At 68.0% G+C, this 14,337-nt stretch carries 17 protein-coding genes and 1 tRNA gene; 8 read left to right on the top strand and 10 right to left on the bottom strand.

Going from position 1 to position 14,337, the window contains the following annotated elements; all coding sequences use genetic code 11:
• Positions 1 to 184: 184 nt before the first annotated feature.
• A complete protein-coding gene (locus ACFFU4_RS12025; RefSeq protein WP_377070011.1) occupies positions 185 to 430 on the top strand; it encodes a hypothetical protein in 246 nt (81 codons plus the stop codon).
• 4 nt (positions 431 to 434) lie between these two features.
• Here ACFFU4_RS12025 and ilvN read toward each other — a convergent pair whose 3' ends face one another.
• The 7 genes from ilvN to ihfB all read right to left on the bottom strand — a co-directional run bounded on the left by ilvN (position 435) and on the right by ihfB (position 5,063).
• On the bottom strand, positions 435 to 995 hold the full coding sequence (ilvN, locus tag ACFFU4_RS12030) for an acetolactate synthase small subunit (protein WP_377070012.1): 561 nt from the start codon (positions 993 to 995) through the stop codon (positions 435 to 437).
• A gap of 3 nt (positions 996 to 998) precedes the next feature.
• Positions 999 to 1,325, bottom strand: coding sequence for a type II toxin-antitoxin system RelE/ParE family toxin (locus ACFFU4_RS12035; RefSeq protein WP_377070013.1), 327 nt, complete (start codon positions 1,323 to 1,325; stop codon positions 999 to 1,001).
• Positions 1,315 to 1,590 carry a type II toxin-antitoxin system ParD family antitoxin gene (locus ACFFU4_RS12040; RefSeq protein ID WP_377070014.1) on the bottom strand — a complete coding sequence of 92 codons (276 nt, stop codon included), beginning with the start codon at positions 1,588 to 1,590 and terminating at the stop codon, positions 1,315 to 1,317. The genes ACFFU4_RS12035 and ACFFU4_RS12040 overlap by 11 nt, the downstream gene beginning before the upstream one ends.
• 136 nt (positions 1,591 to 1,726) lie before the next feature.
• Entirely contained in the window at positions 1,727 to 3,481 is a 1,755-nt protein-coding gene (locus ACFFU4_RS12045) for an acetolactate synthase 3 large subunit (RefSeq protein ID WP_377070015.1), read from the bottom strand.
• A gap of 286 nt (positions 3,482 to 3,767) precedes the next feature.
• Positions 3,768 to 4,421, bottom strand: a complete 654-nt coding sequence (locus ACFFU4_RS12050; protein ID WP_377070016.1) for a phosphoribosylanthranilate isomerase — start codon at positions 4,419 to 4,421, stop codon at positions 3,768 to 3,770.
• A 6-nt stretch (positions 4,422 to 4,427) separates the two neighbouring features.
• A complete protein-coding gene (locus ACFFU4_RS12055) occupies positions 4,428 to 4,778 on the bottom strand; it encodes a lipopolysaccharide assembly protein LapA domain-containing protein (RefSeq protein ID WP_377070017.1) in 351 nt (116 codons plus the stop codon).
• Between the two features lie 3 nt (positions 4,779 to 4,781).
• Positions 4,782 to 5,063: an integration host factor subunit beta gene (gene ihfB, locus ACFFU4_RS12060; RefSeq protein WP_377070018.1), complete on the bottom strand. Its 282-nt coding sequence runs from the start codon at positions 5,061 to 5,063 to the stop codon at positions 4,782 to 4,784.
• A gap of 319 nt (positions 5,064 to 5,382) precedes the next feature.
• On the opposite strand from ihfB, the gene ACFFU4_RS12065 reads away from it, so the two are divergent.
• Positions 5,383 to 5,835, top strand: a complete 453-nt coding sequence (locus ACFFU4_RS12065; protein ID WP_377070019.1) for a GNAT family N-acetyltransferase — start codon at positions 5,383 to 5,385, stop codon at positions 5,833 to 5,835.
• A 13-nt stretch (positions 5,836 to 5,848) separates the two neighbouring features.
• Here ACFFU4_RS12065 and ACFFU4_RS12070 read toward each other — a convergent pair whose 3' ends face one another.
• Entirely contained in the window at positions 5,849 to 6,724 is an 876-nt protein-coding gene (locus tag ACFFU4_RS12070; RefSeq protein ID WP_377070020.1) for a hypothetical protein, read from the bottom strand.
• Positions 6,725 to 6,852: 128 nt separating this feature from the next.
• On the opposite strand from ACFFU4_RS12070, the gene ACFFU4_RS12075 reads away from it, so the two are divergent.
• A tRNA-Thr gene (locus tag ACFFU4_RS12075) sits at positions 6,853 to 6,928 on the top strand.
• A 439-nt stretch (positions 6,929 to 7,367) separates the two neighbouring features.
• On the opposite strand, the gene ACFFU4_RS12080 is transcribed toward ACFFU4_RS12075, so the two are convergent.
• Positions 7,368 to 8,264 (bottom strand): LysR substrate-binding domain-containing protein, encoded by an 897-nt coding sequence (locus ACFFU4_RS12080; protein ID WP_377070021.1) that lies wholly within the window; start codon positions 8,262 to 8,264, stop codon positions 7,368 to 7,370.
• 124 nt (positions 8,265 to 8,388) lie between these two features.
• On the opposite strand from ACFFU4_RS12080, the gene ACFFU4_RS12085 reads away from it, so the two are divergent.
• Together ACFFU4_RS12085 and ACFFU4_RS12090 are read left to right on the top strand one after the other, a co-directional pair.
• A complete protein-coding gene (locus ACFFU4_RS12085; protein ID WP_377070022.1) occupies positions 8,389 to 8,553 on the top strand; it encodes a hypothetical protein in 165 nt (54 codons plus the stop codon).
• A gap of 2 nt (positions 8,554 to 8,555) precedes the next feature.
• Positions 8,556 to 9,353 carry a methyltransferase domain-containing protein gene (locus ACFFU4_RS12090; RefSeq protein ID WP_377070023.1) on the top strand — a complete coding sequence of 266 codons (798 nt, stop codon included), beginning with the start codon at positions 8,556 to 8,558 and terminating at the stop codon, positions 9,351 to 9,353.
• A gap of 180 nt (positions 9,354 to 9,533) precedes the next feature.
• On the opposite strand, the gene ACFFU4_RS12095 is transcribed toward ACFFU4_RS12090, so the two are convergent.
• Positions 9,534 to 10,076 (bottom strand): helix-turn-helix transcriptional regulator, encoded by a 543-nt coding sequence (locus ACFFU4_RS12095; protein WP_377070024.1) that lies wholly within the window; start codon positions 10,074 to 10,076, stop codon positions 9,534 to 9,536.
• 592 nt (positions 10,077 to 10,668) lie between these two features.
• Here ACFFU4_RS12095 and ACFFU4_RS12100 point away from each other — a divergent pair.
• Genes ACFFU4_RS12100 through ACFFU4_RS12110 form a run of 3 tightly spaced genes read left to right on the top strand, consistent with a single transcriptional unit; the run spans position 10,669 to position 14,305 of the window.
• A complete protein-coding gene (locus ACFFU4_RS12100) occupies positions 10,669 to 11,616 on the top strand; it encodes a hypothetical protein (protein WP_377070025.1) in 948 nt (315 codons plus the stop codon).
• Positions 11,613 to 12,668: a hypothetical protein gene (locus ACFFU4_RS12105; RefSeq protein WP_377070026.1), complete on the top strand. Its 1,056-nt coding sequence runs from the start codon at positions 11,613 to 11,615 to the stop codon at positions 12,666 to 12,668. The genes ACFFU4_RS12100 and ACFFU4_RS12105 overlap by 4 nt, the downstream gene beginning before the upstream one ends.
• Entirely contained in the window at positions 12,665 to 14,305 is a 1,641-nt protein-coding gene (locus ACFFU4_RS12110) for an ABC transporter transmembrane domain-containing protein (protein WP_377070027.1), read from the top strand. Before ACFFU4_RS12105 ends, ACFFU4_RS12110 begins: the two co-directional genes overlap by 4 nt.
• Positions 14,306 to 14,337: the final 32 nt, after the last annotated feature.

The following is a 14,337-nucleotide window of genomic DNA, read 5'->3' on the forward strand; positions in this document are numbered from 1 at the left end:
AACGCGATCATAGCCGCGTTATCAGGCGCGTGGCGCACACGCTTGCGACCTGAGTTTCCTCAAGGCGACATGGCAGCCGGCCCCTGCGGCGTTCACCGGGAGTTGTATTCCGCGTGACCGGCCCCCCGTGCAAGCCTGTTGCAACACGCGGCCCGGACAGGCCGGGCAAAAGGGGGCAGAGGACATGCTGGGACTGGTCTTGTGGTGTGATGGCGCGACGCGGCGCGCGCTCATCTGGTGCGAGGATCAGGGCGATCTCGCCTGGTACGAGGCGGGGCGCGAGGAGGCGGCCCCGGTCGGCGCAGGTGATCTCGTCTACGTGGAGGTGAGCGCGGCGCGCGGCCTGCGCCGCGCGCAGGGCCTGCGCCTGGTGGCGCGCGGTGTGGCCTGGGACCTGCCCCGTCAGGTGTCGCGGGCGGCGACGGGCTGAGCGCTCAGAGGCCGCGCGACATCGCCGCCACGCCGGTCCGCGCCATCTCGACAAGGCCGAGCGGGCGCATCAGATCGGCGAAGGCGTCGATCTTTTCCGGCGCGCCGGTGATCTCGAAGACAAAGCTGGCATGCGTGCTGTCCACCGCGTTGGCGCGGAAGATATCCGCCAGGCGCAGTGCCTCGACCCGCTTGTCGCCCTCGCCCTCGACCTTCAGAAGCGCGAGTTCACGCTCGACGCTCGGGCCCTCGACGGTGAGGTCGTGCACCTCGTGCACCGGCACGATGCGGCCAAGCTGCGCCTTGATCTGCTCGATCACCTGCGGCGTGCCGGTGGTGACAATGGTGATGCGGCTGGTGTGGCCGGTATGGTCCACCTCGGCCACGGTCAGGCTGTCGATGTTGTAGCCGCGGCCGGAGAACAGGCCGATCACCCGCGCCAGAACACCAGGCTCGTTATCGACGATCACGGCAAGCGTGTGGGTCTCCTGCACGTCCGAGAATTGCGGCCTCAGGTTGTAGGCCGAATGCCTGGACGAGCCTTTCTTGATTTTCAGGGCGGACATGGGTCAGGGTTCCTCTCGGTCAAAATCGCGGGCGGTCAGGTCCTGCGCGTCGTGCAGGATGTCGATCACCACCCAGGCCTCGGGTTCGGGGAGAAGGATCAGCAGGTGGCGGCCGACCTTCAGGGTGCTCAGGTTCTCGTGCTGCGCCGCGCCGGTGGGGCGCGAGAGCTGTCGGGTTTGCGCGCGCCCCCTGGTCAGCGCGGTGAGACGGTCGATCAGCAGCGCCTCGTAGCGTGCTGCCTGTTCCGGCCCGAATGTGCGGTGCGTCCATGTGGCGATCTCGGTCAGTCTCTCTGCGGCCCGGCGGGAAAACCGGTAGTCAGACGGCATTCGCGCCGTCGTGGTCCTGTCGGGCGCGGGCAAAGGCGCGGCGGATGGTGGTCTCTCCGTCCTCGTCGAGTGCGCCGGTCTCGGTGTGGTCTGTCAACGCGCCGTCGATCCGCCGGATGAGGGCGGCGCGCGTCTGTTCCTCGGTCTCCAGCAGGCGCAGCCCGGCGCGCAGCGCCTCGGAGGCGTTCTGAAAGCGGCCCGAGGTCACGAGATCGTCGATCAGCGCCGATTGATGTTCGGTCAGGACGACGTTGCGGGTGGGCATGGGGCGTCTCCGTTAGGGGCGTCTCCGTTAGCGTTTGTTGGCAGTATATGCCAATTCGGACGACCAAGCCAGAGGCGGTCGGGTGCCCCGGAACTTTCAAAAAATTCCGGGCCGTTTTCTTTTAAAGAAAACGGGATCACACCAGCACCGCGCCGCCTTCCCTGATCGCGTCCTTGGTGGACGCCTCGCCCAGCAGCATCTTGTTGTGCGGCTCGCCCGACGGGATCATCGGGAAGCAGTTCTCGTGCTTCTCGACCAGGCAGTCGAAGATCACCGGCCCGTCGTAATCGAGCATCTCCATGATCGCGTCGTCGAGATCGGCGGGGTCGCGGCACAGGATGCCCTTGGCCCCGAACGCCTCGGCCAGCTTCACGAAATCCGGCAGCGCCTCGGACCACGACGACGAATACCGCTCGCCATGCAAGAGTTCCTGCCATTGCCGCACCATGCCCAGCCGCTCGTTGTTGAGGATGAACTGCTTGACCGGCAGGCGGTATTGCACCGCGGTGCCCATCTCCTGCATGTTCATCAGCCACGATGCCTCGCCCGCGACGTTGATCACCAGCGCCTCGGGGTGGGCCATCTGCACACCGATGGAGGACGGGAAGCCGTAGCCCATTGTCCCGAGGCCGCCGGAGGTCATCCAGCGGTTGGGGTCCTCGAAGCCGAGATATTGCGCCGCCCACATCTGGTGCTGGCCCACCTCGGTGCAGATATAGCGGTCATGCCCCTTGGTCAGCGCCTCCAGCCGTTCCAGCGCGTATTGCGGCTTGATGGTGGGGCCGTCCTGGGTGAATTTCAGGCACTCGACGCGACGCCACTCGGCGATCTTTTCGCGCCACTTGGCGACCGCTTCGGCGTTGACCTTGCGGCCCCGCGATTTCCAGACCTTGAGCACATCCTCCAGCACATGGGCGATGTCGCCGACGATGGGGATGTCGGTCTTGATCACCTTGTTGATCGACGAGGGGTCGATGTCGATATGCGCCTTGGTGCTGTCGGGGCTGAACGCATCGAGCCGCCCGGTGATCCGGTCGTCGAACCGCGCGCCGATATTGATCATCAGGTCACAGCCATGCATCGCCATGTTGGCCTCGTAGAGGCCGTGCATGCCCAGCATCCCCAGCCAGTGCTTGCCGCTGGCCGGATAGGCCCCGAGGCCCATCAGCGTGGAGGTGACGGGGATGCCGGTGGCCTCGACCAGCTCGCGCAAGAGCTGGCTGGCCGCGGGGCCGGAGTTGATCACCCCGCCGCCGGTATAGAAGATCGGGCGCTTTGCCTTCTCGATGGCCGCCACCAGGTCGGTGATGCCCTCGATATCGCCCTTGACCTGCGGCTGATAGTGATGCGTGCGCGCCTTTTGCGGCGGGGTATACTCGGCCGCGGCGAACTGCACGTCCTTGGGAATGTCGATCAGCACCGGCCCGGGCCGCCCCGAGGTGGCGACGTGAAACGCCTGATGGATGGTATCCGACAGGTTCCTGGTGTCGCTGACCAGCCAGTTGTGCTTGGTGCAGGGGCGGGTGATGCCCACGGTGTCGGCCTCCTGAAAGGCGTCGTTGCCGATCATGAAGGTCGGCACCTGGCCGGTCAGCACGACGAGCGGGATGGAATCCATCAGCGCGTCGGTGATGCCGGTGACGGCATTGGTGGCACCGGGGCCAGAGGTGACGAGCACCACGCCGGGCTTGCCGGTGGAGCGCGCATAGCCCTCGGCGGCGTGCACCGCGCCCTGTTCGTGCCGCACGAGGATGTGGCGGATCTCGTTCTGCTGGAAAATCTCGTCATAGATCGGCAGCACCGCCCCGCCGGGATAGCCGAATACGACATCCACGCCCTGATCCCTGAGGGCCTGGACCACCATTTTCGCTCCGGTCATCTGACGTGTCATCTGCTCTCGTGCTCCGTGTCTGACGTCATTCCGCTGTATTCCGTTCCGCTGTCGCATAAAAAAGCCCCCGGTCGCAGGGCGGGGGCGCATGGGGTGCCATTATGGTCTCCGTTACCGGCCCATGCGCCATTTGCCTACGATGTCTACGAGCGTGTCCACGCCGACGACTCCTTTTCTGCGTGGCAGCGACAGTAGGTTCGGGGGCAGGGGGCGTCAAGCCGATACGGCGGAAAAAATGTCGCGAAGGCGGCGCATTCTTTGCATTTGTTGCGCCGGAGGGGATGCCTCAGCCCTCCGCGCCCCGCGCGGCGGCGATGAAGGCGCGGATGAGGTCCGGGTCCTTTCGGCCCGGCGCGGCCTCCACCCCCGAGGACACGTCGACCTGCCGCGCGCCGGTGCGCTGCACCGCCTCTGCCACCGTATCGGGGGTCAGCCCGCCCGCCAGCAGCCAGGGCAGCGGCCAGTCGCGCCCTTCGATCAGCCCCCAGTCAAAGGCCGTCGCATTGCCGCCCGGACGGGTGGCGTCCGGCGGCGGCCTCGCGTCGATCAAGAGCTGATCGGCGACACCGGCATAAAGGTCGATCTGCGCCAGGTCGGAGTCGCCGCCGATGCCGATGGCCTTCATCACGGGCAGGCCGTGGCGGGCCTTGACCTCGCTCACGCGCGCCGGGCTCTCGTCCCCGTGCAGTTGCAGCATGTCGAGCGGCACCCGCGCGCAGAGCGCGTCGAGCGCAGCGTCGTCCGCGTTCACCGTGAGCGCCACCTTGGCCACCCCCGGCGGCACGTCGAGCGCCAGCGCGCGCGCCGCCTCGGCATCGACATGGCGGGGCGACTTCGCAAAGAACACAAAGCCGACATAGGCCGCCCCCGCAGCCACGGCGGCAGCCACATCGCGCGCCTCGGTGAGGCCGCAGATCTTGACGCGGATGTCGCGCGGCATGGGCGCTCAGCCCGCCTCGTCGAGAAGGGCCAGCACCTCGTCGCGGTCGCGCGCCTCGGCCTTCTTGAGGCGGGCCACCTCGGCGCGCAGGCTGGCCAGCTCGCGCGCCTGCCGGGCGGCGGCGGCGCGTTCGCCCGCCTCGCGAATCCACTCCCAGATAAAGCCGAGGATCAGCCCGGCGAAGATGCCGCCGAAGATCACCACGAAGAGCGGCATCTGATAGGTCGGGTTGAGCGCGGCAAAGCCCGCAAGCTCGTCGGGCAGCACCCGCAGCGTGACCATGCCGCGATTGGCCAGCGCGATCAGCACCAGCGCGAGTCCGAAAATTGCAATGCAGGCGTAGCGGAGATATTTCATGGGTTACTTGCCGTTGATCCGGTCGCGCAGCAGCTTGCCGGTCTTGAAGAAGGGGACGTGCTTTTCCTCGACCTCGACGCTTTCGCCGGTGCGCGGGTTGCGGCCGATGCGCGCGTCGCGTTTCTTCACCGAGAACGCGCCGAAACCGCGCAGCTCGACCCGGTTTCCGTCGGCCAGCGCATCGGTGATCTCGTTGAAGATCGTGTTCACGATCTTCTCGACATCTCGGTGATAGAGATGCGGGTTGTCGTCGGCGATCTTCTGGATGAGTTCCGATCGGATCATCGCTGTCCCCCCGGGAGTTGAGTGTGGCTCTCGCGTTTCGCAAGACTATAGACAGAATGCCGCGAAACCCAAACAGAAAGCCACCCCAACAGACGGATATAGAGGAAAAATTCCCGTGCGGCCCGGGGCCGCGCCCGACCGGGGGCGCGCCCGGCGGCGCGAAACCGCCGCGTCCGCGGTGCGCGCCGCCTGATTCGGGGCGCGCGGATGGTGGACATCTCCCGCCCCGCGCCGCATGGTGCGCGCCGCAGCGGATCACGGGGTTGGCAGGCATGGCGCGCGACATCATCACCGGCATTTGCGCGCGGCGGGGCCGGCCTTGACGGCGCTGACGCTGGCACGGCCGGGCGATCTCGACCGGCTGTTACCGATGGTCGCCGCGCGCGCCGCCGAGGCGGGCGGCGCCGGCGACGCGGCGGCCACGCGCGCGGCACTGCTGCCGTTGCTGGAAGGGTGCCCGCACGGCGCGGTCTATCTCGTCGGTCCGGCGCGGGCGCCGATCGGTTACGTGCTGCTCTCCTTCGGCTGGTCGCTGGCGGCGGGCGGGCTCACGGCGCGAATCGACGAGATGCACATCCGCCGCGCGGTGCGCGGACGCGGCATCGGCTCGGAGGTGCTGGGGAGCCTGCCGCGCGCGCTGGGGGCTGCCGGACTGCGCGCCATCGAGGTCGAGACGGGCCGTTCGGATGCGCGCGCCCGGGCGCTGTTCGCCCGGCGGCGCTTTCACCCGCTGGAGGATCGCGTCACGCTGCGCCTGTCGCTGTCAGGGTGAGCCGCGCGCGGCGTCACGGCAGGATCATGCGCACGCCGTCCATGTCCGCGATTTCGGCCACGTCCTCGTCATAGTGCGCGCTCAGCGTCTCGATCATGCCGGGGTCCCACTCCGGAACGTCGAGCTCCTCTTCGATCGCCGCCTCGTCGGCGAACTTGTCGAGAAAGGCGGCCACCACGCGGCGCTTCTGCGCGCCGGTCAGGTCGGGGCGGGCCGCGATATAGGCGGCAAAGCGCTGGTGGCCGGCGCGCGTCATGATCTCGGGCAGGAGCGCGAATTCGCCGGCGAGCGGCATGTCCTCGCCGGTGCCGGTCATGGCGTGCAGCAAATCCGCCCAGATGAGCGGCGTGTCCTCGTTGCACCACACGGTGACGGGGACCTCCGGGTGGGCGGCGCGGAGACGCGCGACCGTCTCGGACCAGCGCAGATGCGCCGGATCGTCGCCGCGCAACAGCTCGGTCACGGTGGAAAACGGCGTGTCGGGCAGCAGCGCGGGCAGCAGGGTGGCCGGGTTGCGCAGCCCGAGAAACAGCGCGACCCCGTCGGGGGCGAATATCTCGCCGAGAAGCCCGAGCCGCATATCCGCCGCCGGGTAGAAGCGCGCGCCGCCGACGGACATCCTGGGCGTGCCGAAGAAGCCGTGATTGGCCAGCACCAGCCGCGCGGCACCCTCGGGCGTCCCGGTGGCGGCCATCACGCTGTCGCGCGCGTCCGCGGGCAGGGCGGTCTTCTGCGCGGTGTGCATGAGGTCGCGCAGCAGGCGGCGATAGCTCTCGGGATCGGGGACATGGATACCGCACGGCGAAAGGGTCTCGACATTGTCGCGCAGGCAGGCGATCAGCCTGTCCTCGTCGGTCATGTGCGCGCCTGCGTGGATGACAACCTGCATTGCTCTCCTGTACCTCTCGCGGGATTTCGCGCCAGTATAGGCGCTTTGCGGTTGAGGAAAACCGCAATCGTGGCCCCGCGGTGCTTGCCCGCCGCGGCGATTGCGTTTATGGGACGGGCCGGTGCGTGGCCGCGTTAGCTCAGCTGGTAGAGCAGCGCTCTTGTAAAGCGAAGGTCGGGGGTTCGATTCCCTCACGCGGCACCACAAGAATGCTATAAGTACCTCAAAGTATTTATTAATTGGGTATTTTGCTCGTTTTGCCCCCTTGATCGCCCAGCTTTATGGGTGCGATCCCCCTACTCAAGCGACAGGCCGTCACTGTTACCAGTTCGTGGTCTGCACCCGACGTAAGCTTCCCGGCCTGCATCTGCTGTGCCTCCGCCGTTCGGCGAAGGTCCGAGCGGCAGCTTTGCGCAGGAATCTGACCCGGCAAAGTTGCGAACCGTGGGCGGCCAGTCAGTCGCAAGCGGCCCGAACCGGCCGTTCAGCGGCGAACTGCGATACCGCGGGAGCAGCCCGCATTGCCGACATTCGCTGCAACTGCGACATCCGGGTCCAGTCGAAAAGATACTCTTAGGACGTTCGCCTTGTCGAAGCCGGCTGCTGCACCCGGTTGCGGCGCTGTGCGACCGCGGCTGCCCCATCACTGCGCCGCCGCGCGGGCCTCCTCCTCCAGCCACTCGGCGAAGGCGATCATGCGCGGGTCGGGGCGCTTGCCAGCGGGCCAGACGGCGTGGATGCCCTGGTCGCGTTCGAGCGTGAAGGGGTGCAGGCGCACCAGCTGCCCGGCGGCTTCCGCCGCGCCGGTCAGGCGGATATCGGCCAGGCACACCGCGTTGCCCGACAGCGCCGCGTCGAAAGCCAGCGCGCGGCTGTCATGCTCGATCAGGTCATCCGGCGACGCGTCCCCCGCGCCGAGCGCCGCAAACCACGCCGCCCATTCCCCGCGCCACTGCCGGGTGGTGGCCAGCGGCAGGCGCCGGAGCGCGCCCGGGTCCATCGGCAGGGCCGCATCGCCCACCATCTGCGGCGCGCAGACCGGCCCGACGCAGTCGCGGTGGATCAGCCGGGCCTCCAGCCCCGGCCAGGCGCCGGTGCCGAAGCGGACCGCCCCGTCCAGCCCCTCGCGCAGCAGGTCCGCCTGCGCAAAGGACAGATACGGCCGCACCGTCAGCCCGGGATGGGCGGCGTGGAACCGTGCCAGCCGCGGCAGCAGGAAGCGGTTGCCGTAGAAGGGCGCCACCGAGATCGCCAGATCGCCGGTCATCGCGGTGCCGCCCAGCTCCAGCATCGCCGCCTCGATCCCGTCCAGCGCCGCGGTCAGGGCCGGCAGGGCGCGCGCCGCCTCCGGCGTGAGGTCTACGGCGCGGGTGCGCCGGATGAAGAGGCGTACGCCGAGCGTTTCCTCCAGCGCCTTGATCTGGTGGCTGACGGCGGCCTGGGTGACGCCCAGCTCCTCCGCCGCGGTCTTGAAACTGCGATGCCGCGCCGCCGCCTCGAAGGCGCGGACCTGGTTGAGCACTGGCAAGCGGCGGGCCATGGCGAATGCCTTAGTTTTCCTAATCAATGCTGTGAGAAAGTATCGTTTGTTGTCAATGCCGTCCGGGCCGTAGCGTTCTGATTGAGGGCGCCCTTGACCATGACTGCACACCAAGGAGGACACAATGACACGCCATCGCTACCACGACGCGCTGCCGGGCGACGATCTACTGCTCTACAGCCGCTATCCCTGTCTCAGGGCGCTGCGCCCGGTCCACGACCGTGCGCCGGCCCGCCGCCCCGCCCCGAATGCCTGGCGCCCGCGCTGCACCAATTTCCGGAGGGTATGATCATGACCGCGCAAGAGCTGCAACATGCCCTCTATTACACCGACGCATTGCTCGAGAACCTGCAACTGCGCTGGGGCGAGGGGTTTCTGTCGCCCGGCGGCGCGCCGGAACTGGCGCGGATGCTGGCCGGGCTCGACGTGGGCGGGCGAGCGGTGCTCGACCTCGGCTGCGGCATCGGCGGCTACGACGTGCTGCTGGTCGAAGAACACGGCGCCGCCCATGTCACCGGCGCCGACATCGACGCGGCGTCGCTGGCGCAAGCTGAGGCAACGGCCCGCCGGCGCGGTCTGCAGGACAGTCTGGACTTCCGCCATGTCGATCCGGGGCCGCTCCCCTTCGCCGACGCGACCTTCGGGATGGTGTTCAGCAAGGACTCCATCGTCGACCTGACGGACAAGGCCCAAGCCTTCGCCGAGCTATACCGGGTGGCCGCGCCCGGCGCCCCGATCGTGGTGAGCGACTGGTTCCGCAGCGCGGAGCCTTTCACGCCCGAGATGCGCGACTGGGCCACCGAGGGCGACGAGACCTACGAGATGGACACGCTGGAAAGCGCGGCCGAGTACGTGCGCGTGGCGGGATTCACCGACATCTCGCTCGATGACCGCAACGCGTGGTTCCGCGACTATGCCCGCGATGAGTACGAGCGGCTGAAAGGGCCGCTCTTCGACACCTATGTCGCTCGTTTCGGCGAGGCGCAGGCGGAACAGTCCGTCGAAAACGCCCGCATCCGCGCACTGCTCGCGGATCAGGGGCAGCTTCGTCCCGGTCATGTCCGGGCGCGCAAGCCGGCGGCCGCGTAGCTGCGTCGGTGATGACCGCGAGTGAGATATCCCCGCGCCGCGCCGCCCGCCCCTCGGTCTCTCGTTCCCTGACCGGATCGCGGCCCTGCGCCGCCACCGCTGCCCGGCGTTGTGCGGCCCTCCGATGACGACGCCGGTTGACGTCCCGGCATCTTGACGTCCCGGCATCGCGTCCTCGCGCTATTTGAGCGACGGTGCCTGCACGCTCAGGAACTCATCTATGATCGTGCTCATGAGTTCGGCCTTCGACCGGACGCCGATCTTGCGAAAGACCGATGTGGACTGCGCCTTTATTGTGCCCGGAGCGGTATTCCTGGCGGCTGCCAGGTCAGCAACGCTCAGACCCTTGATTATCAGAAGCGTGACATCGCGCTCCGCGGCAGTCAGCCCCCATTCCTCGAACTTGCCACGCAGGACTTCGTCGAAGTTTCCACGCATCATGTGGATCGTTTCACGGGTGCGTTCGGTTTCGCGTTGCAGCAGCACAAGATAGACGCGCAAGGTAAAGACCGCATAGCCGAGACCGGCCACCGCGAGCATTTCAAAGATCAGATGGGTCAGTTCGCCGGTCGTGTACCCGACCGGCGTCACGCCATGCTCCAGGATGTCCGCGACCACGTCGAACCCGAAGAACGCCATGCTGGACAGCAGGACAATGCCTCCGATGACCACGGCGCCCCGGGTCATCGACCCCGTGCGAAACGCCGGGAAGTGCTGCTGCATGTCCATCTCCGACAGCCTCCAAAGTGCCGTATGACTTTGGTTTATACGGCCGGATACCCCACGCCGCAAGCCTTGGTCCAATGGATCATGCGGGGCGTTTCGGTCATCTCCATGTCATCGCCACCACGGGTCCGCAGTCATCGACCCGAATGAACGGACCCGCCGCCGACGGACATGAACTCGGGCGGCACATGCATCGGGGAGACGTGAACGACATGACCGGGACTGAACGACGCACCGCGGAAAGGGGTTGCGTGGCTGAACACGAGCTCCGCGGCTCACCGGCGGACCCCCGCGGATGGGGGCTGCGGCCGGCCCTCCTGACCCGAGCTCCGGTCGCGTCACGCAGAGGCCATTTGTCGCACCCGTGCCGGTCGGTCGGGGCACGCGTCCGTTGCCCATCGCGAACCCACCGAACAGGCGCCTCCGATTTTTCCGGGTTGCGGGGAATAACAGCGACCGCCCCGCCGTTACCGCGTCACACCGGCGCTCGAATGACGCGCCTTCTTCGAGGCGAATGGCGATGAGGGTCACATGCAGAAACAGGAATGCCGGCGGTGCCGGAGCAGCGCGGGATGCGAGGAGTACAATGATGGTGACGCAAATCGAAGCAACGGATGTCTTGACCTGTCCTCGCCCGACGGTTGCGCGCATCGTACCGTCCGGCGTATCGCCGGTGTCCGGGCGCGGCCCTGCGCTGCGGTCGAACGGGCGCGGGGATAACATCATGATTTCGCGCCGCCCCGGCATTCCCGGCCGCATCCCCGACGCCGTCATCATCGAGCCGCGCCAGTCTCGCGGCGAACGGCCGCTTGTGAGCGTGCACGGCATCGCAAGGGATGTTCCGGGCATGGCCGATGGCCTGGCGAATGCCGCGCAGGCGACCGGTCGGACCATCGTTCTTCCGGTCTTCGACAAGGACCACTGGCCAAGGTACCAGCGCGCGGCATGCCCCGCGCGTGCGGACCACGCGCTTCTTGCCCTGTTGTCGTCGCTGGAGGCAGAGGGCCGGATTCCCCGGGGACCGGTGGACATGTCCGGCTTTTCCGGCGGTGCGCAGTTCGCGCACCGGTTCACCTGGCTCTATCCGAACCGGGTCGCGCGGCTTTCGGTGGCGTCTGCCGGATGGTGGACCTTTCCTGACCAGGACACCGCTTATCCCTTTGGCATCGGGCCTGAGAGGACCGGGCCGAGCGCTGCACCTTTCTGCTTTCGCACCAATCTGCGTGCCTTTCTGGATCGTGACATCGCCATTCGGGTGGGCGCGCGCGACTGCGTGGTCGATGACAAGACGCGGTCCGGCCCGCGGATCGACGCGCAGCAGGGACGTGACCGCCTGACCCGCGCCAGGACATGGGCCACCGCCCTGCGTGCCGCCTCACGGGCCCTGAACATGCCCGATCGTGTGGATTTCGCCATTCTGCCCGACTGCGGCCACAGCTTCACCGACTGCGCCGACGCGGGGCTGACCGGTGTTTTTCTCGATTTCGGACACAACCGGCCCTCTGGCCTGCATTCTTGCGGAAGGACATGCGCATGACCCGGACCCTCACGACACAGCCGGCGCGGCTTGAACGCGCCAAGTGGTGCCACGCCACCCGCCGCGTGCAGCAGGCGGATGTTGCTGCGCTGGACGTCGCGCCGGATGACCTGCGGTCGGGCGATCTGTTGCTGGTCGAGGTGACGAGGATCAGCCAGCACCGGCGCATTCAGTTGCGGGACGGGCGTTATTCGCGGCTCTTTTGCGGTGACAGGATCGTCCTTGCCGCGGGCGATCGTTTCGCAACCGATCAGTTCATCGGCACCGTCGGATTGCGCGACGACCGTTCGCTCAGCCTTCTGGCGGGCGGCGGCGTGGCCGGGGTGGAGCAGTCGCGGCATGGCGCGATCAAGCCGGCCACCCGTCTGACCCTGTGCGGGCGTCTCGTGGGCCGCGATGGCGCCGCCCTTAACCTCGACGCATACGCGCTTTCCCAGTGCGGGAAGGGGCGGCCGCAAACCGTGATCACCGTGCTGGGCACGGGCATGAACGCGGGCAAGACCGATGCGGTCGCCGGGCTGGTCAACGGATTGACGCGGCTGGGACTGAAGGTCGGGGCCATCAAGGCCACGGGGACGGCTGCGTTCTGCGATACCCATCTCTATGCAGCTGCCGGGGCGACGGAGGTGCTGGATTTCACCGATGCGGGAATGGCCGCGACCTTCAGACAGCCGGTGCCGCGGATCGAAGCCGCGCTGGAGCGGCTTCTGGCCGGGACCCTGCGCAGCGGGTGCGATGTCGCCGTCGTGGAGTTCGCCGACGGGATTTCACAGGTCGAAACGGCGGAACTGCTGGCGCGGCCAACGCTGGGCCGTGTCAGCGATGCCCTGATGCTGGCGGCGACCGATGCCCTGTCGGCCGAGGCGGCGCTGGCCAGGCTGGCGAAAACCGGACATGTACCGGTGGCACTGACCGGCCTCATGACGCGCAGCCCCGCGACGATGCCGACCGACGCGAGCGGCTTGCCGGTGCTGGACCGTGACGCCCTGGCCGACCCGGCAACAGCCTCGGCCGTGCTGCAATTGTGCCGCCCCGTACAGGCCGCCGAATGACCCGCCTGCCCGACATCGCGGGCGGCGACCGGCGGCGGCCCTTTGCGCTGCTGATCGGTGCCGCCCTCGGACAGGGGGCCATGCTGGTGGCCTCGGCCGTTGCGGTGCGCGACGCCATCGGCACGGTCCGCGATGGCGGCACCGCCATGCCCGTGGGGTCGCTGATCCTGCTGGCCGTGGCGGGCATCGGCCTTGCCGCCTTGCGCCATGCGGAACGGGTGCTGGCCGAGCGTGTCGGCCAGAGTTACACGGCCGAAACACGAGAGCTGCTGTTCCTGCGGCTGAGCAAGGCGCCGACATCGTGGCTGGCCAAAAGACGGACCGGCGCCTTGTCGCTGCGCTACGTCGGCGATCTCACCGCGTTGAAGAACTGGGCCGGTATCGGGCTTGCGCGCGCGATCTCCGCCGCGGTCATCCTGCCGGCCGCCTTGCTGGTGCTGGCCGCCATCGACCCCAGGCTCGTGCCGGCCGCCGCGGTGCCGGTGGCGCTCGCCTTTGCGGTGATGCTTCGGCTCGGCCCGCCGCTGAGCCGCGCCCATGCGCGGCTCCGCAAGAGCCGGGCACGTCTGGCGGCCAGCATGTCCGAACGTCTGCAACAGGCCACCGCCCTGCGCCGTGCCGGCCGGATCAGGACGGAAAGACGCACTCTGCAGGCTCAATCCGCCGAAATCGTGCAGGCGGGGATAGAGCGCGCCCGCCTCTCCGGGGCGACGCGGGCGATGCCCGACATGGCCTCGGGGGTTGCCACCGCCCTGACGCTTGCGCTGTGCCTGCATTACCGCATCGCCATCGGCGAGACGGTCGCGGCGCTGCTGACATTGTCGATGATCGTGCGCCCGATGCGGCATGTCGCCGATATCCGCGACCGCCGGATCGGCTGGCTGATCGCATCCGGGAAACTGGCGCAGGCCCTGTCGGCCCCGCGTATTCACCGGCTGGGACGGCCCTTGCGCCCGGCGCGCGCCGGGCGCGCGGCCCTGATGATTCGCAGCGTGCCTGTGGACGGTGTGCCTTGCGATCTGAAACTGGCCCGTGGCGACGTTCGCCTGCTTCAGGGGGCCGATCCGGTCAGTTCCGGCCGCCTGCTGATGCTCGCGGCGGGGCTGGATGAGCCCGACGCCGGTGTGTTTCGTGTGCTCGGGCGTCGCCCGGCGGAGCTGGATCCGCAGGAACTGCTGTATCTCGGAGGGGCCTCGCCGTCGCTGCGCGGTTCCTTGCGCCGCGATGTGCTTCTGGGAACCGGCTGCACGCCAGCCGACGCCGAGATCAGCAAGGTGCTTGAGGATATCGGCCTCGGTCCCTTGCTCGCGCGCATCGGCGGGCTGGACGGGCGCGTCGAGGAGGGACGGCGTAACCTGTCGGTTGCCGAAACCCGTGGCATCCTGTTGGCCCGCGGGCTGCTGGCCCGTCCTGCGCTGGCGCTGATCGACGCCGACGGGATCGGGTTCGGTGCCGCCGACATCGCGCGTCTGGCCCGGCATTTCCGAACCATAAACAGCGCCGCGCTTGTTGCGACAACGCTCGCCGGCGGTGATCTGGCCGGGGCACGCTCGATCCGTCCGCGACCGTCCGATGCGACGGGCAACGACAGGCCCGCCTCCGCAACTGAAAACAAGACCCCGGAAACCGGGAAATGATCCCGTTTACCCCCAAGCAAAGGACAAACAAC

The organism is Roseovarius ramblicola (assembly GCF_042430665.1).
Lineage (GTDB): Bacteria > Pseudomonadota > Alphaproteobacteria > Rhodobacterales > Rhodobacteraceae > Roseovarius > Roseovarius ramblicola.